This is a genomic window from Candidatus Accumulibacter propinquus (assembly GCF_056856495.1).
The window spans coordinates 1367147-1385082 of sequence record NZ_JBSEHC010000003.1; the positions used below are offsets into that span (position 1 = coordinate 1367147).

16 protein-coding genes are annotated in these 17936 nt (G+C 62.7%); 15 read left to right on the forward strand and 1 reads right to left on the reverse strand.

Annotated features, from left to right (window positions below; translation table 11 throughout):
• Window positions 1-72 precede the first annotated feature (72 nt).
• The 15 genes from AC15MQ_RS12045 (at window position 73) to AC15MQ_RS12115 (ending at window position 15124) form a co-directional block, all read left to right on the forward strand.
• The gene (locus tag AC15MQ_RS12045) at window positions 73-906 is read left to right on the forward strand and encodes a lytic transglycosylase domain-containing protein (protein WP_287652637.1); all 834 of its coding nucleotides are present in this window, start codon (window positions 73-75) and stop codon (window positions 904-906) included.
• Window positions 907-1138: 232 nt separating this feature from the next.
• A complete protein-coding gene (locus tag AC15MQ_RS12050) occupies window positions 1139-1885 on the forward strand; it encodes a S1C family serine protease (protein ID WP_287652638.1) in 747 nt (248 codons plus the stop codon).
• Between the two features lie 196 nt (window positions 1886-2081).
• Window positions 2082-4019, forward strand: a complete 1938-nt coding sequence (gene yoaA, locus AC15MQ_RS12055) for a DNA repair helicase YoaA (protein ID WP_483080246.1) — start codon at window positions 2082-2084, stop codon at window positions 4017-4019.
• A gap of 5 nt (window positions 4020-4024) precedes the next feature.
• Window positions 4025-5356, forward strand: a complete 1332-nt coding sequence (locus tag AC15MQ_RS12060; protein ID WP_483080247.1) for a hypothetical protein — start codon at window positions 4025-4027, stop codon at window positions 5354-5356.
• Window positions 5353-5850 carry a molybdopterin-guanine dinucleotide biosynthesis protein B gene (mobB, locus tag AC15MQ_RS12065; protein ID WP_287668654.1) on the forward strand — a complete coding sequence of 166 codons (498 nt, stop codon included), beginning with the start codon at window positions 5353-5355 and terminating at the stop codon, window positions 5848-5850. Before AC15MQ_RS12060 ends, mobB begins: the two co-directional genes overlap by 4 nt.
• A 31-nt stretch (window positions 5851-5881) precedes the next feature.
• Window positions 5882-7087 carry a molybdopterin molybdotransferase MoeA gene (locus AC15MQ_RS12070; RefSeq protein WP_483080248.1) on the forward strand — a complete coding sequence of 402 codons (1206 nt, stop codon included), beginning with the start codon at window positions 5882-5884 and terminating at the stop codon, window positions 7085-7087.
• Window positions 7047-7346 (forward strand): molybdopterin converting factor subunit 1, encoded by a 300-nt coding sequence (moaD, locus tag AC15MQ_RS12075; RefSeq protein ID WP_483080249.1) that lies wholly within the window; start codon window positions 7047-7049, stop codon window positions 7344-7346. The genes AC15MQ_RS12070 and moaD overlap by 41 nt, the downstream gene beginning before the upstream one ends.
• Window position 7347: 1 nt before the next feature.
• Window positions 7348-7800: a molybdenum cofactor biosynthesis protein MoaE gene (locus AC15MQ_RS12080; RefSeq protein ID WP_483080250.1), complete on the forward strand. Its 453-nt coding sequence runs from the start codon at window positions 7348-7350 to the stop codon at window positions 7798-7800.
• Between the two features lie 251 nt (window positions 7801-8051).
• Window positions 8052-9329 carry a 2Fe-2S iron-sulfur cluster-binding protein gene (locus AC15MQ_RS12085; RefSeq protein ID WP_483080251.1) on the forward strand — a complete coding sequence of 426 codons (1278 nt, stop codon included), beginning with the start codon at window positions 8052-8054 and terminating at the stop codon, window positions 9327-9329.
• Window positions 9330-9332: 3 nt separating this feature from the next.
• Window positions 9333-9908: a hypothetical protein gene (locus tag AC15MQ_RS12090; protein WP_287652537.1), complete on the forward strand. Its 576-nt coding sequence runs from the start codon at window positions 9333-9335 to the stop codon at window positions 9906-9908.
• Window positions 9905-10666, forward strand: coding sequence for a class III cytochrome C family protein (locus AC15MQ_RS12095; RefSeq protein WP_483080252.1), 762 nt, complete (start codon window positions 9905-9907; stop codon window positions 10664-10666). Before AC15MQ_RS12090 ends, AC15MQ_RS12095 begins: the two co-directional genes overlap by 4 nt.
• Window positions 10667-10876: 210 nt before the next feature.
• A complete protein-coding gene (locus AC15MQ_RS12100; RefSeq protein ID WP_483080253.1) occupies window positions 10877-11803 on the forward strand; it encodes a cation diffusion facilitator family transporter in 927 nt (308 codons plus the stop codon).
• Window positions 11804-11960: 157 nt separating this feature from the next.
• Complete coding sequence (gene clpB / locus AC15MQ_RS12105) at window positions 11961-14540, forward strand: ATP-dependent chaperone ClpB (protein ID WP_483080254.1); 2580 nt, start codon at window positions 11961-11963, stop codon at window positions 14538-14540.
• A 15-nt stretch (window positions 14541-14555) separates the two neighbouring features.
• Window positions 14556-14792, forward strand: a complete 237-nt coding sequence (locus tag AC15MQ_RS12110) for a DUF3567 family protein (RefSeq protein WP_287652541.1) — start codon at window positions 14556-14558, stop codon at window positions 14790-14792.
• A 134-nt stretch (window positions 14793-14926) separates the two neighbouring features.
• Window positions 14927-15124, forward strand: a complete 198-nt coding sequence (locus AC15MQ_RS12115; RefSeq protein WP_287652542.1) for a DUF3460 family protein — start codon at window positions 14927-14929, stop codon at window positions 15122-15124.
• An 84-nt stretch (window positions 15125-15208) separates the two neighbouring features.
• On the opposite strand, the gene AC15MQ_RS12120 is transcribed toward AC15MQ_RS12115, so the two are convergent.
• Window positions 15209-17899, reverse strand: coding sequence for a bifunctional acetate--CoA ligase family protein/GNAT family N-acetyltransferase (locus tag AC15MQ_RS12120; RefSeq protein ID WP_287668640.1), 2691 nt, complete (start codon window positions 17897-17899; stop codon window positions 15209-15211).
• Between the last annotated feature and the right edge of the window lie 37 nt (window positions 17900-17936).

Genomic DNA, 17936 nt, shown 5'->3' on the forward strand with positions numbered 1-17936 from the left:
CGTTCGTTTATTCACTATTCGGCACGGCTGCTGCGGGGGGGCGTCGTCTTTTTCGGGGTGTTGAGCGCGTCAATGCTGGTCGCCGGGGAGATTCCCAGGGAAGCGGATGCCGAGCGTCTGCTGGCCTTGCGCAAGGAAGCCGTGGCCCACGAGCATGGCGAGGGTGTGCCCAGGGATTACGCCCGGGCGGCCAAGCTGTATTGCGATGGTGCCCGCCTTGGCGATCCCGAGGCGCAATTCAGTCTCGGGTGGATGTACGCCAACGGGCGCGGCATCGAACGGGACGATGCGCGGGCAGCGTATTTCTTTAGCCTGGCGGCGAAGCAGGGGCATGCGCCGTCGCAGAGGATGCAGCGTTTTGTCGGCGAACCCGGATCAGCGGTGCCGGAGTGCATGCGCGCCGTGGTCTTTGTCGACGAGGCGCCGGATGTCATGGTGCCGAGCAGCGAAGCCCAGAAGAAGGTCCTCGGTCTGGTCAACCAACTGGCGCCGGAGTACGGTGTCAGTCCGCGTCTGGCGCTGGCGGTGATCCGGGCCGAGTCCAATTTCAACCCGATGGCCCTGTCGAACAAGAATGCTCAGGGCCTGATGCAGTTGATCCCGGATACGTCGGCGCGTTTCAACGTCAAGAAGCCTTTCGACCCGGAGCAGAACCTGCGTGGTGGTCTGGCCTATCTGCGTTGGCTGCTGGCCTATTTCGAAGGTGACGTCAGTCTGGTGGCCGCCGCCTATAACGCCGGTGAGGGAGCGGTGAATCGTTACCGCGGAGTACCCCCCTATGCCGAGACGCGTGGTTACGTGCAGCGCATCATGAGCCTCTTCAAGCGTGACGACCATCCCTACGATGCGCGTGTGACCACGCCGTCTCCGGAACTGCAGCGTATCCGTTTGACCAAGGGATCATAGGGCTTTGGTGGCTTTGCCAGCCTGGCTGAAGGCAGTGGGCGAGCGCATTTCTTGCGCCGCCCATAGCACTGGTGGTTGCCGCCACGGTTCGAGAGTCTTGCGGGCGGGCATCCACGCTTTTGTTCGACCATCGTTCGAGGGAACCCAGGTGCGACTCTGGTTTTTGCTGTTCAACGCGCGTTGGCAGATGCCTGCGCCGGTGATCCTGCGCTTGCGGCGGCTGTTTGTCGGCATGATGTTGGTGGTCGGCTTGTTGTCGTTTGGCGCACCCGTCCAGGCCGACTTGCCCGAGGTCATCGAACGGGTGAAACCTTCTGTGGTTGTCGTTGGCACCTATCAGCTCACGCGCAGCCCACAGTTCGTGATGCGGGGTACGGGTTTCGTCGTTGGCGACGGTCACGAGGTGGCGACCAATGCGCACGTGATCCAGGAGACGCTGGATTCGGCGGCGGGTGAGATGCTGGTCGTGGTGGCGCGTGTGTCCGCAGCGGCGACGCAGCAACGCCGGGTCAGGGAGTTTACGGTCGACAAGGCGCATGATCTGGCCCTGTTACGACTCGATGGCCAGGCCTTGCCGGCGCTGACCCTGCATGATTCGGAACCGGTCAGAGAGGGGCAGTCGGTGGCGTTTACAGGCTTTCCGATCGGCGGCGTGCTGGGCCTGTCGCCGGTCACGCATCGCGGCATCATCTCGTCGATCACGCCGATCGTCTTGCCCGGTGCGAATGCGCGCCAGCTCAACGCGAGGGTCGTCCAGCAGATCAGAAGTGGCAGCTTCGATATCTATCAGCTTGACGCCACGGCTTACCCGGGTAACAGTGGTGGCCCGCTGTACGAGGTGAACCGGGGCGAAGTGATCGGCATCATCAACATGGTGTTCGTCAAGGAGAACAAGGAGTCGATCCTCAGCAAGCCCTCGGGAATCAGTTTTGCCATTCCCGTACGCTTCCTGCGCGAGCTGATGCAGAAGGGCCCGTAGTCGAGCAAGGTCGGGTTGGGCTTTTCTCTGGCGCCTGCAGGACAGGTGCAGGCACTTGAGACGCAGGCGCGTTCCTCGGTAGTGCAGGCGAAGTTACGACTGCGGTTGGCGGGATTATTTGCGCCCGGTGGCGGTGGCGGCAGGTTTGGCTTCGCCAGCTTCTGTTAGCATTCGCTTTGCTTCCGACGAAACCTCGATGACCGCCCTGCTCTGCGAAGTCTTCTCTGCCGATGGTCCCCTGGCGGGCGCTATTCCCGGTTATCGTCCGCGGGCGCAGCAGCTTGAGTTGGCCGAGCACATCGCCGCTGCGATGAACGACTATCGCGTTCTGGTCGCCGAGGCCGGTACCGGTACCGGCAAGACCTACGCCTACCTGGTGCCGGCGCTGCTTTCCGGCGGCAAGGTGATCGTTTCGACCGGTACCAGGAATCTGCAGGACCAGCTCTTCACACGCGACATTCCGACCATCCGCAAGGCGCTGAAGTCGCCGGTCAAGGTGGCCCTTCTCAAGGGGCGAGCCAATTACGTCTGCCACCACCACCTCGAACGTTCGCTGGCGGACGGCCGTTTTCTTTCCCGCGATGACGCCGCCTACGCGCAGCGTATCGCACGTTTTGCCAGACAGACCGACAGCGGTGACAAGGCGGAGTGCGCCGACGTCCCGGAGAATGCGGCGGTGTGGGCGATGGTCACCTCTACCCGTGACAACTGTCTGGGCCAGGACTGTCCTCGGCACAAGGACTGCTTTGTCCTGACCGCTCGTCGCGAGGCCCTGGCAGCCGATCTGGTGGTGGTCAACCATCACCTGTTCTTCGCCGATGTGATGCTGCGCGATGAAGGTACGGCGGAGCTGTTGCCGGCTTGTAATACCGTCATCTTTGACGAAGCGCACCAACTCCCGGAAGTTGCCAGTCTGTTCTTTGGCGACAGCCTGTCGACGGCGCAGCTTCTCGAATTGACACGCGATACGCAACTGGAAGCGCGCGCGTCGGCGCGCGACTGCCTCGATCTGCCCAACGTGTGTGGCGCGCTGGAAAAGGCGGCGCGCGAATTGCGCTTGACACTACCGGTGGAGCCGGCCCGCTATGCGCTGTTGCAACTCGAAGCGCGGCCGGGTTTCGCGCCGGGCATGCTGCGCGTCATCGACGAACTGCAAGCTCTCGCCGCAATGCTGGAAACGCAGGCGCAGCGAGCCGAGGGCCTCGAAAGCTGCTGGCGGCGGGCGACCGAGTTGCTCGCCCGCCTGCAATCCTGGCAGGCTGGTGCCAATGGCGATTTCGTTCGCTGGGGCGAGACGCACACCCATTCGCTACAGCTCAACGCGACGCCTCTGGTCATAGCGGAGATCATGCAGAAGCAGATGAGCGGGCACCCGCGGGCCTGGATATTCACCTCGGCGACGCTTGCCGTGCAGGACGATTTTGCGCACTACTGTGCCGAGATGGGACTCGTCGGTGCTTGCTCGGCGCGCTGGGAGAGTCCCTTCGACTACGCGCAACAGGCCTTGCTCTACGTGCCCCGCAATCTGCCAGATCCGAACAGCGCGGACTATGCCGAAGCGGTCGTCAGGGCTGCATTTCCGGTGCTCAAGGCGAGTGGTGGCCGGGCCTTCTTTCTCTGTACCTCGCTGCGCGCGATGCGCAGAACACATGCATTGCTTGTCGAGTGGCTGGCACGTGAGGGTCTCGAACTGCCTGTCCTGCTGCAGGGCGAGCGCAGCAAGAACGAACTGCTGGAGCGCTTTCGCCGGCTCGGCAACGCCATCCTGATCGGCAGCCAGAGCTTCTGGGAGGGCGTCGATGTGCGTGGCGAAGCCTTGTCTCTGGTGGTCATCGACAAGCTGCCGTTCGCGCCGCCCGACGACCCCGTGCTCTCGGCGCGCATCGAGCGGCTCAAGGGTCAAGGTCGTAACGCCTTTATGGAATATCAGTTGCCGCGCGCCGTGATCAATGTCAAACAGGGGGCAGGTCGACTGATCCGCGACGAGACAGACCGTGGCGTACTGATGATCTGCGACCCGCGTCTGGTCAGCAAACCCTACGGCAAGCGGATCTGGCGCAGCCTGCCGCCGATGAAACGGACGCGCGAACTGGCCGAAGCGCTGGCTTTCTTCACCGCTGGATCGACGGCCTGAAACGCATGCACAGCCTGCTTCAGCCTGTTCCCGACCGCTTGCCGCTGGACTGCCGTACGACGGCCGAAGTGCTCAACCGCGGCTGCGCCAGCATCTCCGTCGATCACGAATCGCTGAAACGGGCGCTCGAAGCCGGGGACGGGACGCTGTCACACGCGCAACTGCTGGCAACCCGACCACACCTGTTTGCGGACAGCATGGTCTTCGTCAGCGCCGAACATCTTGCACGCATGGCCCGAGTGGTCGAGGTGCTCGAAAGGTTGGTGGCAATGCCCGCCTATCGCGAAAGGGTGCTGGCCCATGCCCCGGCGGTGGCCCGTCACAGTCCGCTTGCCGCGGGTGTCTTCCTGGGTTACGACTTCCATCTCGGTCCTGACGGTCCGCAACTGATCGAAATCAATTCCAATGCCGGCGGGGCGCTGTTGAATGCATGCCTGTTGCGCGCACAGCGTGCGTGTTGTGCGTCGGTGGCGCAGATGCTGCCGGTCGAGACGCCGGTCGAGGCGGCGTTGGTGGCCATGTTCCGCGAAGAGTGGCGCCTGGCTCGCCGCGGTTGCGTTGACCGGCCACTGGCGCGTATCGCCATTGTCGATGCCTTGCCGGAACAGCAGTATCTGGCGCCGGAGTTCGAACTCTTCCGCCGGCTATTCGAAGCGAACGGCATTGTGGCGATGATCGCCGACCCGGCCGAGCTGACGTTTGACGGCATGTGCCTGTCGTGTCGAGGACTGAGCATCGACCTGGTTTACAACCGGCTGACCGATTTCGCGCTGGCAGAACCGCAGCATGCCGCCCTGCGCATGGCCTATCTGGCCGATGCCGTGGTCCTCACCCCGCACCCGCAGCAGCACGCGCTGTTTGCCGACAAACGCAATCTGGTGGCCCTCGGCGACGACGAGTGGTTGGCAAGCATCGGCGTCGAGGATGAAGACCGGCGCTTGCTGGCCGGCAGCATTCCGCGTACCGAAGAGGTCTTCCCGGAAACGGCAGAAGCTTTCTGGAAAGGCCGCAAGCAATGGTTCTTCAAACCGGCAGCCGGTTTCGGCAGCAAGGCGACGTACCGCGGCGACAAGCTGACGCGGCGGGTTTTCGAGGAAGTATCGCGTGGTGGATACGTCGCGCAGGCGGTGGTCGCCCCATCCGAGCGGCGCCTGCGGATCGATGGCGTCGAGCAGGACTTCAAGCTCGATCTGCGCAACTATGTATATCGCGGTGCCGTACAACTTGTTTCGGCGCGCCTGTACCGCGGGCAGACGACCAACTTCCGGACTCCGGGTGGCGGTTTTGCGGCCGTCTTTCCGGTATCCTGTCAGCTTCAAGCGGGGAACTGCCGATGAGACTGTTCGGTATCGCCGGCTACTCCGGTGCCGGCAAGACGACATTGCTGGAGAAGCTGTTGCCGCGCCTTGCTGCCTGCGGCCTGCGTGTTTCGGTACTCAAGCACGCGCATCACAATTTCGATATCGATCGGCCGGGCAAGGACTCCTTTCGTCACCGCCAGGCGGGTGCCGCCGAGGTGCTGCTCGCTTCCAGCGCACGCTGGGTATTGATGAGCGAGTTGCGCGGCGCCGTCGAACCGTCGCTCGCCGAATACGCCGCGCACTTTTCGCCCTGCGATCTGGTGCTCGTCGAGGGTTTCAAGCACGAAGCGATTCCGCGACTGGAAGTCTATCGGCGGGCCAACGGCAAGCCGCCGCTATGGCCGGGTGACCCGCATGTCGTGGCGGTCGCGAGCGACGAACCGCCGTCGGAGAGAGGTCCGGCAGACCCGGTCTGGCTGGATCTCAACGACGCCGAGGCGATAGCCCGTTTCATACTGGAGACACGGTAAATGACGATGCTGGAAGCTCGGAGAGGGAAACATGCTGTCGGTTGATGAGGCGTTGTCAGGTCTGCTGCGCAGCGCAGCACCGGTTGCCGAAGTCGATTGGCTGCCGACGCTGGCTGCGGATGGCAGAGTCCTGGCGCAGGCACAGCGGGCCACGATCGACGCCCCGCCGCTCGACAACTCGGCGATGGACGGGTATGCGCTCGCTGTCGCCGACGTACCTTGCCCGGGGGCGCGCTTGCCCGTCTCGCAACGGATTCAGGCAGGTAGTGTCGGCACGACGCTGCAACCGGGAACCGCCGCGCGCATCTTTACCGGTGCGCCGATCCCGGCCGGAGCGGACGCGGTGGTCATGCAGGAGTTGTGCCAACACACGGGCGACGCGGTGTTGATCAATCACCAGCCGAAAGTGGGCGACCACATCCGTCGCGCCGGTAGTGATATCGCCACCGGCAGCGAGATTCTCGCGGCCGGTCAGCGCTTGCGGCCCCAGGATACGGCTCTGGCGGCATCGGTGGGGATCGCGCAGCTGTCGGTTTTCCGCCGCTTGCGAGTGGCCGTGCTGTTTACTGGCGACGAACTGCGCATGCCTGGTCAACCGCTGTCGGCAGGGGCGATCTACAATACCAATCGCTTCCTGTTGACGGGTCTGCTCGAACGTCTCGGCTGCGAGGTTAGTGACCATGGTCAGGTGCCCGACGATCTGGCCGCAACGCGACAGGTGTTGCGCGAGGCGGCGCACGACAATGACCTCATCCTCAGCTCGGGTGGCGTTTCCGTTGGCGACGAAGACCATGTCAAGGCGGCGGTCGAAGCGGAAGGTCGGCTGGAAATGTGGAAGATCGCCATCAAGCCCGGAAAGCCGCTGGCTTTTGGGCAGATCAGTTCGCCCGGCGGCGACGTTGCGTTCATCGGCTTGCCCGGCAACCCGGTGTCGACTTTCGTGACCTTTGTGATGCTGGTACGGCCTTTCCTGCTCAAGATGCAGGGGGTTGGCCAGGTCGCCCCGACGAGTTACCTGTTGCGCGCGGATTTCGACTGGTTGCAGCCGGGAGCGCGGCGCGAGTTCCTGCGTACCAGAACCCGTGCCGATGGCGGCCTGGAACTGTTCCCCCAGCAGAGTGCGGGAGTGCTGACCTCGGCCGTGTGGGGCAACGGCCTGGTCGACGTCCCTCCGCAACAGGTCATCCGGCGTGGAGATGGGGTTCGTTTTCTCCCCTTCTCCGAGTTGCTCGGTTAAAGGAGGGCAGTTGAAGATTCTCTATTTTGCCAGCCTGCGCGAAGCGCTCGGATGCGGCGGCGAGGAAGTGGCGTTGCCGGCCGGAGTGGCCGACATTGCCGGCCTGATGGCTTTCCTGGCGGCGCGGGATGAAAAGTGGCAAGTGCTGCGTACGCGGAGGAACCTGCGCTACGCGGTGAATCAGGAAATGGCGCGGCTCGATACGCCGGTCGCGGCCGGCGACGAAGTGGCTTTCTTCCCGCCGGTGACCGGCGGCTGAGATGGTCGTTCGCGTTCAGGAAGCGGATTTCGAAGTCGGCGCCGAATTGGCCGCACTGCGCCGGGACGATCCGCAGATCGGCGCGTTGACCGCCTTTGTCGGCCTCGTGCGCGAGATGAACGAAGGCGCCGGAGTGTCCGAAATGACCCTCGAGCACTACCCGGGAATGACCGAGCGCGAGCTGGAGGCAATTGTCGGCGAAGCGCGTCGACGCTGGGCGGTCCTCGATGCGCTGGTGATTCACCGCGTCGGTCGGCTGTTGCCGACCGACCAGATCGTCCTGGTGGCGGTCGTCGGTGTACACCGTGGTGAAACCTTTGCCGCCTGTCAGTTCATCATCGACACTCTGAAAACCCGTGCACCGTTCTGGAAGCGTGAGGTGACCCCGGCCGGCGGGCGCTGGGTCGACGCCCGCGCGGCTGACGATCAGGCCGCCGAGCACTGGCAGGAGTGAGCGGTCGATCAGTGAAGCCGAGGCTTTGAGAGGTAAGCGCTGTGCGTCGACCGGCGCGTTGCCGAAAACCCCCCAATCGGATTTCGCGTACAGCATGCTCTCGTTCGTTCAGCCCCTGTTAACCTGAGGTTGTTAAACTGGGTGCCGTCGGCCAGCGAGGGAGAGCACAGTGTTTCGGGTATCCAGTTGTATTGGTGGTGTGACCGACATTGCGGCGAGGCTTGCGGATCGTCTATCGCGAGCATGGTGAAATGACCTCGCTCGCTCTGCTCCTCTGGATTGTGTCGGGAATCGTGCTGCAACTGGCGATCTATCTGGGCATCGGCTTCTGGCGCCATTGGCAAGACTATCAGGCCTTGCGCCATCGTGCCGCGGAGTTCAACCTGCCGGTCGCCCCCCTTCCGCCTGTCGAGGCAGGCGACACTCCTGCTGCTGCCTGGCCGGCGTTCCGGACGTTTCGGGTCGAGCGTAAGGTCGTGGAAGATGCCGCGCAATCGGTTTGTTCTTTCTACCTGATGCCGCAAGATGGACAAGCGCTACCGCCCTTCCGGCCAGGACAGTTTCTGACCTTCCGCCTTGACCTGCCGACGGCGACGGGAGGTACCGAACAGATCGTCCGCTGCTATTCGCTGTCGGATGCGCCTCGTCCCGACGGCTACCGCGTCTCGATCAAGCGGTTACTACCACCCGTCGGTAGCCAAGTTCCGCCAGGACGCTCCTCCGGTTTTTTCCACGACCACGTGGATGTCGGCAGTCTCCTCCAGGTGCGGGCACCGGCCGGACACTTTCATATCGATCGCAGCGATGCGCCGGTTGTTCTGATCGGCGGCGGCATCGGCATCACGCCGATGTTGAGCATGCTCAGCTGGTGCCTGAACGAACAGCCGGCACGCGAGGTGTGGCTATTCTACGGCGTGCGTGACGGCAGCGAGTTGATGATGCAAGCCCGCCTCGAAGCATTGGCTGCGGCTCACCACAACTTCCACTTGCGCTTCTGCTTCAGCAGACCTCGTGCGGAAGAATCGGCCCGTAGCGCCGATCATCACCGGGGCCGTATCGATGTACGGTTGTTGCGCATGGAACTGGCACTCAAGCCCTACCACTTCTACATATGCGGCCCCACCACGCTGATGGAAAGTCTGGTACCAGCGCTCGAAGATTGGGGCGTGCCGGACGCCCATATCCACTTCGAAGCCTTCGGCCCAGCATCAATCAAAAGAAGGCGAGCCGCGACAAGCCCAGCGACGATTCCGCAGAACGGGGCAGAGGATGCCGGCATCGTCGTGACGTTCGCGCAGTCCGGCAAGCAGTTTCCGTGGCAACCCGCTGCCGGCAGCCTGCTCGAATTCGCCGAAGCGAATGGTATTGCCGTCGATTCCGGTTGTCGGGCCGGCGGCTGCGGCACTTGCCAGACGACTATCCGGGTGGGCGAGGTGGCCTACCGTCAATCACCGGATTACGATCCTGAACCCGGCACCTGCCTGCTGTGCGTTTGCGTGCCCCGGGCCAACGTGACTCTGGAGGTGTAATCGATGACCTCGCTCTGGCGCCAGCACATCCTTCCCTTCACTGCGCTGCTGGGTCTCCTGGCGGCGGCTACCCTTGCAGGCGACTACTTTCTCCACCGCTTGAATCTGGTTTGGGTCGGCCGCTATCTGGGCATTCCGGGAACCATCCTGATTATTGGCTCGCTAGTCTATTCGCTGCGCAAGCGCAAGTACATCACGACGGGAAGCGCGAAATCCCTGCTTCACCTGCATGAAATCGGCGCCTGGCTCGGCTCGCTGATGGTACTGCTCCATGCCGGCATCCATTTCAACGCCATCCTGCCCTGGCTGGCGACCGTGGCCATGGGCATCAATGTGATCAGCGGCATGGTCGGCAAGCTGCTGCTGAATCGCGCACGCCGCCATGTGCAGGGTCAGCGCGACCGCTTTCAACTGCGAGGCCTGTCGCGGCAAGAGGCGGAGCAGGCCGTGTTCTGGGATGCCGTGACGCTTGATACCATGAACCAGTGGCGGAAAGTGCATATTCCGATCTTCATCGTTTTCGCCGTACTGTCACTGGGCCATATCATCAGCACCTTCCTGTTCTGGGGCTGGGTATGAGCCGCATCTTCAAGATCCTCCTGGCGGCCAATCTGATCGTGCTGGCGGTTCTGGCTTTCGTCTATCCGCATCTGATGGTCGGGCCCGGCAAGCTGATTCCTGGCCACAGGCAACTGGACGCCGATTGCTTTGCCTGTCACGCGCCTCTCCGGGGTGTCAGTTCCGAGCGCTGCTCTAGCTGTCACAAGCCAGGTGATATCGGTCGCTTGACAACGACCGGCTTGCCGGTCAATAAACCGCTGTCCACGATCCCCTTTCACCAGCAACTCGTCAGTCAGGACTGCGTCGCGTGCCATAGTGATCATGCCGGCGTGAAGCGCTTTCGCCAGCAAAGGCGTTTCAATCATGCCCTGCTGAAGAAGGACACGCTCCTGCAGTGCCAGGGTTGCCACAAGTCTCCTGCCGACGCCCTGCACCAGCAGATTACCGGCAACTGTAGTCAGTGCCACAGCCAGGAAAGATGGGCGCCGGCAAGCTTCGACCACAACAAGTATTTTGTTCTCGATCGCGACCACAACGCACGTTGTGTGACCTGTCATCTGAGCAACGACTACAGCCGCTACACCTGTTACGGTTGCCACGAGCACTCGCTGGCAAACATCCGTCGCGAGCATATCGACGAAGGCATTCGCAATTTCGATAACTGCGTCGAGTGTCACCGAAGTGGCGATAAACACGATATTCAGGGCGGCCACGGCGAAGGTGCAGGCAAGCGTGAGGGGAAGCACGGCCGCAAGGAGCGCGGTGGTCATGAGTGACCGCAGCGAATCTGGTTCGACCACCCAACTGATGGGAAGGCGGCATGAATCCGGAGCACACCATGCTGACCATTGCGCACCTCGCCGATTGGTTCAATCACAAGGCGTGACGTCAGGAGTCTCTGACCTGCCAAGTCCTGACCAATGAGTGTTCCGGAAGCCGCTGGTTTTCACCATCATTGATCTGTCTGAGGAATGGAACACCTTGCCATGCATGCCACATCACTGACCCGCTACGCCTGGTTATCCATCGCGGCGGCCCTTGCCACCATCGTGTTGAAGGGCGTGGCGTGGTGGCTGACCGGTTCGGTCGGACTGCTGTCCGACGCCATCGAGTCCTTCGTGAACCTCGCGGGGGCACTGATGGCGCTGGGGATGCTGACGCTGGCGGCGTTGCCCGCGGACAACGAACATGCTTACGGCTATGGCAAGGCCGAGTATTTCTCCAGCGCCTTCGAGGGCTTCCTGATCCTGTTGGCGGCCGTCAGCATCGGCTATGCATCGATTGTGCGCATGCTCGATCCGCAGCCGCTCGAAGCCGTGGGAGTGGGGTTGCTGGTTTCAATGGCCGCTTCGATCATCAATTTCGCCACCGCCCGGACCTTGATGAAGGTTGGCCGCGAGCACGATTCGATTACCCTGGAAGCCGACGCGCAGCACCTGATGACCGACGTGTGGACCTCCGCAGGAGTCATTGTCGGCGTTGCTCTGGTCTGGGCGACTGGCTGGCTGTGGCTGGATCCAGCCATCGCCCTGCTCGTTGCGGCGAACATCCTCTGGACCGGTTGGCATCTGATGCGTCGTTCGGCTGCCGGTTTGATGGATGCGTCCTTGCCCGCGGACAAGCTGGCGCAACTCGAAACCCTGCTGGCGGTGTACCGCCAGCAGGGTTTGGCCTTCCACGCTCTACGCACTCGCCAGGCCGGCAGTCGTACCTTCGTGATCGTGCACGTCCTGGTGCCGGGGTACTGGACGGTGCAGCAAGGTCACGACTGGGCGGAGCGTATCGAGGAGGAGATTCGCCATTGTCTGCCAAATGCGCACGTGACGACCCACCTGGAGCCGCTGGAGGATCCTGTTTCATTGATTGACCAGGGGCTTGATCGACCGCTGCCCGGCAACGCCGATAGTCCTTGAGGCAGCCGACAGGGCTCCAAGGCATGGCGCAGGTGTTGCCTGCGGCTGCGCGTCCTGGAGCATGGGTCCGAACCGGTCTCTGCAGGCGAACCATTGAATTGCCGTTCCCCGCCCCCATCATGAGAACTACGAACAACATTCTCCGGAGGGTCGCAGCATGCGCCTGGACAAACTGACCACCAAGTTTCAGCAGGCTCTGGCCGACGCGCAGAGTCTTGCCGTCGGTCATGACCATCAGATGATCGAGCCGCAGCACCTGCTGCTGGCCCTGTTGCAGCAGGACGACGGCTCGAGTTCTTCGTTGCTGGCGCGGGCCGGCGTCAATGTGCAGGCGCTCAAGGCCGCGCTCAATCAGGCTATCGGCCGTTTGCCCAAGGTCGAGGGACACGGCGGCGAGGTGCAGGTCGGCCGCGATCTGACCAATCTGCTGAATCTGACCGACAAGGAAGCGCAGAAACGCGGCGACCAGTTCATCGCCTCGGAGATGTTCCTGCTCGCGCTTTGCGACGACAAGGGCGAATGCGGGCGCCTGGCAAAGCAGCACGGCCTGGTCAGGCAATCACTGGAGCAGGCCGTCGCCTCGGTACGTGGCGGGCAGGGCGTCGACACCCAGGAAGCCGAAGGGCAGCGCCAGTCCCTGGCCAAGTACTGCATCGACCTGACCGAGCGCGCCCGTCTGGGCAAGCTCGACCCGGTGATCGGTCGTGACGACGAGATCCGTCGGGCGATCCAGATCCTGCAGCGGCGCACCAAGAACAATCCGGTCCTGATCGGCGAACCCGGTGTGGGCAAGACGGCGATCGTCGAAGGACTGGCGCAGCGGATCGTCAATGGCGAAGTGCCCGAATCACTCAAGGGCAAGAAAGTGCTGAGCCTGGACATGGCCGCGCTGCTTGCTGGTGCCAAGTACCGCGGCGAATTCGAGGAGCGCCTGAAGGCGGTGCTGAAGGAGATTGCCCAGGAAGAGGGGCGCATCATCGTCTTCATCGACGAACTGCACACCATGGTTGGCGCCGGCAAGGCCGAGGGCGCCATCGACGCCGGCAACATGCTCAAACCGGCGCTGGCTCGGGGCGAATTGCACTGCGTCGGCGCAACGACGCTCGACGAGTACCGCAAATATGTCGAGAAGGACGCCGCGCTCGAACGCCGCTTCCAGAAGGTGCTGGTCGATGAGCCGAGCGTCGAATCGACGATCGCCATTCTGCGCGGCCTGCGCGAGAGATACGAGTTGCACCACGGCGTGGACATCACCGATCCGGCGATCGTCGCCGCCGCCGAGTTGTCGCATCGCTACATCACCGACCGCTTTCTCCCGGACAAGGCGATCGACCTGATCGACGAGGCCGCGGCGCGGATCAAGATGGAGATCGACTCGAAGCCCGAGGTGATGGACAAGCTCGACCGCCGCATGATCCAGCTCAAGATCGAGCGCGAGGCGGTGCGCAAGGAGCGCGATGAAGGGTCGAAGAAGCGCATGCATCTGATCGAGGAGGAACTGCTCAAGCTGGAACGCGAGTACAACGACCTCGATGAAGTCTGGAAGGCCGAAAAGGCACAGGTTCAAGGCAGTGCGCACATCAAGGAAGAGATCGACAAGCTCAGGCTTGAACTGGCGCACCTGCAGCGCGAGAACAAATGGGACAAGGTGGCCGAAATCCAGTACGGCAAGCTGCCGCAGCTTGAGGCGCAACTGACGGTGGCCGAGAAGTCGGGCGGTGGCGGTCGGCAGAACAAGCTGTTGCGCACCGAGGTCGGTACCGAGGAGATCGCCGAAGTCGTTTCGCGGGCGACCGGCATCCCGGTCTCGAAAATGATGCAGGGCGAGCGCGAGAAACTGCTGCTGATGGAGGACCGCCTGCACCAGCGCGTCGTCGGACAGGACGAGGCCGTCCGTCTGGTGGCGAATGCGATCCGTCGCTCGCGTGCCGGCCTGTCCGATCCCAACCGGCCTTACGGTTCGTTCCTCTTCCTCGGTCCAACCGGGGTCGGCAAGACCGAGCTATGCAAGGCGCTGGCCGGCTTCCTGTTCGATTCGGAGGAGCACCTGATCCGCATCGACATGAGCGAGTTCATGGAGAAGCACTCGGTTTCACGTCTGATCGGCGCTCCACCGGGTTATGTCGGCTACGAGGAGGGCGGTTACCTGACCGAAGCGGTGCGCCGCAAGCCGTATTCGGTGATCCTGCTCGATGAAGTCGAGAAGGCGCATCAGGATGTGTTCAACGTCCTGCTGCAAGTCCTCGACGACGGCCGCATGACTGACGGGCACGGGCGGACGGTGGACTTCAAGAACACGGTCATCGTGATGACCTCGAACCTCGGTAGCCAGATGATCCAGCAGATGGCCGGTGACGACTACCAGATCATCAAGCTGGCGGTGATGGGCGAGGTCAAGAGCTATTTCCGGCCGGAGTTCATCAACCGCATCGACGAAGTGGTGGTGTTCCATGCGCTCGACGAGCAGCACATCCGGTCGATCGCCAGGATTCAGCTCGGCTATCTCGAAAAACGGCTGGCCCACCTGGAGTTGAAGCTGGAAGTTGCCGACAGCGCGCTCTCAGAGGTGGCCAAGGCCGGCTTCGATGCGGTGTATGGTGCGCGCCCGCTGAAACGCGCGATCCAGTCGCAACTCGAGGATCCTTTGGCCAAAGCCATTCTCGAAGGGCGCTTTGCCGCCGGCGACACGATCCGCGTCGCCTGTGACAGCGGCATCATGCGCTTCGACAAGGCGTGAGCGGTGGGCGCAGAAATGATGAACATCTTCTACAACAGTCCGCACTACGTGATCGTCGCTTATCCGTTGCAGCAGGGTCTCGAACTGGTGGACAAGATCGACAGTCGCAGCCTGTTCGTTCTCGGCCCGCTGGCGCGTGAGTTGCGGAAGGCGATCGTCGAGGTTCCCGCTGACGACCGCAGCCAGGAGTCGATCGATGCCTTGCTCGACGAGTATTGCGCGGGTGCCGCGCGCCCGATCATTCGGCACTGAGATTGCAAGGATCTGACGATGGATGCTGCTTCCCGGCAAGGCCGACGCTAGTCCGCAGGCGTATAATCAAGGCGCCGGCCCTTTCGGCGAAAACGTGTTTATTGTGACCTGTTTATTCTTTGGGAGTAGGCCAGATGGCGTTGTACGAATCCGAGCACACCAAGTTCATGCGCGAGATGATGGCTCGGCACCCCGAATGGCTTGAGGATCAGCGCCGCGGTCGGGCGATCTGGTGGGACAGGAAGGTCGATCTGGACGAACAGAAGAGTTGCAGGGAGTCGAACGAACCGCACCGCTCGTATCCCTACGATGTCAATTTCGAGCAGCAGTAAGCCGGCAACGTGCCCATGGCGGCCCTGGCCGCGGGCGAGAAGGCGGCGGGCGCCCTCGGGCGCCGCGCTCCCTGAGTTGCTTGCCTAGTTGTTCAATGGCTTGATGACCCGTTTTACGGCCGGATCTTCCGGATGCGGGTGGATCGTGAAGCCGAGCTTGGTCATCAGATTGAACATCTTGGTATTCATCGACAGCACATCGCCGACGACGGTGCGGTAGCCCTTGGTCCGCGCGCAATCGATCAGCGCGCTCATCAGCTTGCGACCGACGCCGTGTTTTTGCCAGTCATCGGCAACGGCCAGCGCGAACTCGACGGATTCCCCATCCGGATTGGTGACGTAGCGGGCGACTCCGATCTGCACGTCCTTGCCCTCTGCGTCGGGGAGGGTCGCGACCAGCGCCATTTCACGGTCGTAGTCGATCTGGGTGAACCGCACCAGCATGGTCTGCGTCAGTTCGCGAATGGTATCCATGAACCGGTAATACTTGCTTTCGTCGGACATGTGGATCACGAACTGCTGCTCGCGCTCGGCGTCCTCCGGGCGGATCGGGCGGATGGTCACCGTCCGGCCATCCGGGAGTTCCCAATCCTGGATCAGATGCACCGGGTAGGGGTGGATCGCCATGTGCGCATAGCGGTCGCCTGACGGCGCGGCATAGTCGATGACGATCCGGGCGTCGGCGGCGATGCCGCCGATCTCGTCGACGATCAGCGGGTTCAGATCGAGTTCCTGCAGCCAGGGCAGTTCACAGATCATCTGCGAGACGTGCAGCAGCACGTCTTCGAGCGCTTCGAGGTTGACCGGCGGCATGTTGCGAAACTCGCCGAGCAGTTTCGAGGCACGGGTCGACTGGATCAGATCGCGCGCCAGGAAGCGGTTGAGTGGCGGCAGGGCGACAGCACGATCGCTGAAGACTTCCACTTCGATGCCGCCGGCGCCGAAGGTGATGATCGGGCCGAACACCGGATCTCGCGAGACGCCGATCATCAACTCGCGACCGTTCGGCCGTGCCAGGTAGGGTTCGATCGAGACGCCGTTGATGCGTGCCGTCGGGTGCCGCTTCTTGACCGTCTCGATGATGTCGTGATAGGCGTTGCGAATCGCCGGGGCGTTGGTGATGTTGAGCCGCACACCGCCGACCTCGCTCTTGTGGACGATGTCAGGCGAATCGATCTTCATGGCGATCGGGAAACCGATCTGTTCGGCAAGCAGCAGCGATTCGGTCGGCGTATGGGCGACCATGGTCTGTGCCACCGGAATCCGGAACGCGCGCAGGATGGCCTTCGACTCCATTTCGGAGAGCAGCTTGCGGCGCTCGTGCAGGACCGCCTCGATCAACATCTTGGCGCCTTCGGTCTCCGGACGCGAATGCTTCGATACCGGTGCCGGGGTCTGCAGCAGGAGCTTCTGGTTCCAGTAGTAGGTAGAGATGTGGTAGTACAGTTCGATGGCCGTTTCCGGCATCCGGAAGGAGGGAATGCCGGCATCCTCGAGCAGCTTGCGTGCCTCGTAAACCTGTTCCTCGCCCATCCAGCAGGTGAGAATCGGCATGGCCGTCAACAGGTCCACTTCGATCACCGCCTTGGCGACTTCCAGCGGTTGGGTCATCGCCTGCGGCGAGAGCATCACCAGAATGCCATCGACGGCGTTGTCGGCGGCGACGGCGAGAATGGCGTCGTGATAGCGCTTCGGGGTGGCGTCCCCCTCGATGTCGACCGGGTTGCGTTGCGACCAGGTCGGTGGCATCGCCGCATTGAGCGCCTGGATGGTGCCTGCCGACAATTCGGCGAGCGGGATCTCGAGGTCTCCGGCGCGGTCTGCGGCCATCGCCCCCGGTCCGCCGCCGTTGGTGATGATCGCCAGGCGCTTGCCTTGCGGACGGAACTTCGAGGCCAGGGCTTTCGCCGCATAGAACAACTGGCCGATGTTCTTGACGCGCACGACGCCGGCGCGGCGGACGGCGGCGTCGAAGACGATGTCGGAACCCCCGGGCATTCCCGAGTGGGTTTGCACTGCCGCCAGCCCGCCAGCGTGGCGACCGGCTTTCAACAGGACGATCGGCTTGATGCGCGCGGCCGAACGCAGCGCGCTCATGAAGCGCCGGGCGTCACGAATGCCTTCGACGTAAAGCAGGATGTAATGCGTGAGGTTGTCGTAAATCAGGTAATCGAGGATTTCCCCGAAATCGACGTCGGCGGTGCCACCCAGCGAAATGACGCTGGAAAAGCCGATGCGGTTGCTGGTCGCCCAGTCGAGGACGGCCGAGCAGATCGCTCCCGATTGCGAAACCAGCGCCAGATTGCCGGCATTGGCGTGGATGCGGGCAAAAGTCGCGTTGAGTCCGAGATTGGGGCGGATGATGCCCAGGCAGTTCGGGCCCAGCAGGCGAACACCGTAGCTGCGCGCAATCTCCATCATCTTGCGCTCCAGCGCGGCGCCCGAGTGGCCGGCTTCGGCAAAACCGGAAGTGATCACGATGGCGTTCTTTACGCCGCTGCGACCGCACTGCTCGATGATCTTGGGGACCGTCTGTGGTCTGGTGACGACGACCGCCAGCTCGACGCGCGCGCTGATCTCTTCAATCGACTTGTAGGCCTGCACGCCCTGGATGGTGTCGTGGGCGGTGTTGATCGGATACAGACGACCCTTGTAGCCCGAATCCAGGATGTTCCTGAAAAGGACGTTGCCGACCGAATTTTCCCGGTCCGATGCGCCGATGACGGCGACGGACTTGGGTTCAAAAAGTGTGGTGAGGTAGTGATGTTCTAACATCGGGGGTATCACCTCTTGTTGGAGAGGCGCCGTACGG

What these genes read in the sequence shown, in the direction of transcription:
- AC15MQ_RS12095 (WP_483080252.1), top strand. Translation starts at nt 9,905, where the DNA reads ATGAGCCGCATCTTCAAGATCCTCCTGGCGGCCAATCTGATCGTGCTG.
- AC15MQ_RS12100 (WP_483080253.1), top strand. Translation starts at nt 10,877, where the DNA reads ATGCATGCCACATCACTGACCCGCTACGCCTGGTTATCCATCGCGGCG.
- mobB (WP_287668654.1), top strand. Translation starts at nt 5,353, where the DNA reads ATGAGACTGTTCGGTATCGCCGGCTACTCCGGTGCCGGCAAGACGACA.
- AC15MQ_RS12085 (WP_483080251.1), top strand. Translation starts at nt 8,052, where the DNA reads ATGACCTCGCTCGCTCTGCTCCTCTGGATTGTGTCGGGAATCGTGCTG.
- moaD (WP_483080249.1), top strand. Translation starts at nt 7,047, where the DNA reads ATGGGGTTCGTTTTCTCCCCTTCTCCGAGTTGCTCGGTTAAAGGAGGG.
- clpB (WP_483080254.1), top strand. Translation starts at nt 11,961, where the DNA reads ATGCGCCTGGACAAACTGACCACCAAGTTTCAGCAGGCTCTGGCCGAC.
- AC15MQ_RS12070 (WP_483080248.1), top strand. Translation starts at nt 5,882, where the DNA reads ATGCTGTCGGTTGATGAGGCGTTGTCAGGTCTGCTGCGCAGCGCAGCA.
- AC15MQ_RS12110 (WP_287652541.1), top strand. Translation starts at nt 14,556, where the DNA reads ATGATGAACATCTTCTACAACAGTCCGCACTACGTGATCGTCGCTTAT.
- AC15MQ_RS12060 (WP_483080247.1), top strand. Translation starts at nt 4,025, where the DNA reads ATGCACAGCCTGCTTCAGCCTGTTCCCGACCGCTTGCCGCTGGACTGC.
- yoaA (WP_483080246.1), top strand. Translation starts at nt 2,082, where the DNA reads ATGACCGCCCTGCTCTGCGAAGTCTTCTCTGCCGATGGTCCCCTGGCG.
- AC15MQ_RS12050 (WP_287652638.1), top strand. Translation starts at nt 1,139, where the DNA reads ATGATGTTGGTGGTCGGCTTGTTGTCGTTTGGCGCACCCGTCCAGGCC.
- AC15MQ_RS12045 (WP_287652637.1), top strand. Translation starts at nt 73, where the DNA reads ATGCTGGTCGCCGGGGAGATTCCCAGGGAAGCGGATGCCGAGCGTCTG.
- AC15MQ_RS12090 (WP_287652537.1), top strand. Translation starts at nt 9,333, where the DNA reads ATGACCTCGCTCTGGCGCCAGCACATCCTTCCCTTCACTGCGCTGCTG.
- AC15MQ_RS12080 (WP_483080250.1), top strand. Translation starts at nt 7,348, where the DNA reads ATGGTCGTTCGCGTTCAGGAAGCGGATTTCGAAGTCGGCGCCGAATTG.
- AC15MQ_RS12120 (WP_287668640.1), bottom strand. Translation starts at nt 17,899, where the DNA reads ATGTTAGAACATCACTACCTCACCACACTTTTTGAACCCAAGTCCGTC.
- AC15MQ_RS12115 (WP_287652542.1), top strand. Translation starts at nt 14,927, where the DNA reads ATGGCGTTGTACGAATCCGAGCACACCAAGTTCATGCGCGAGATGATG.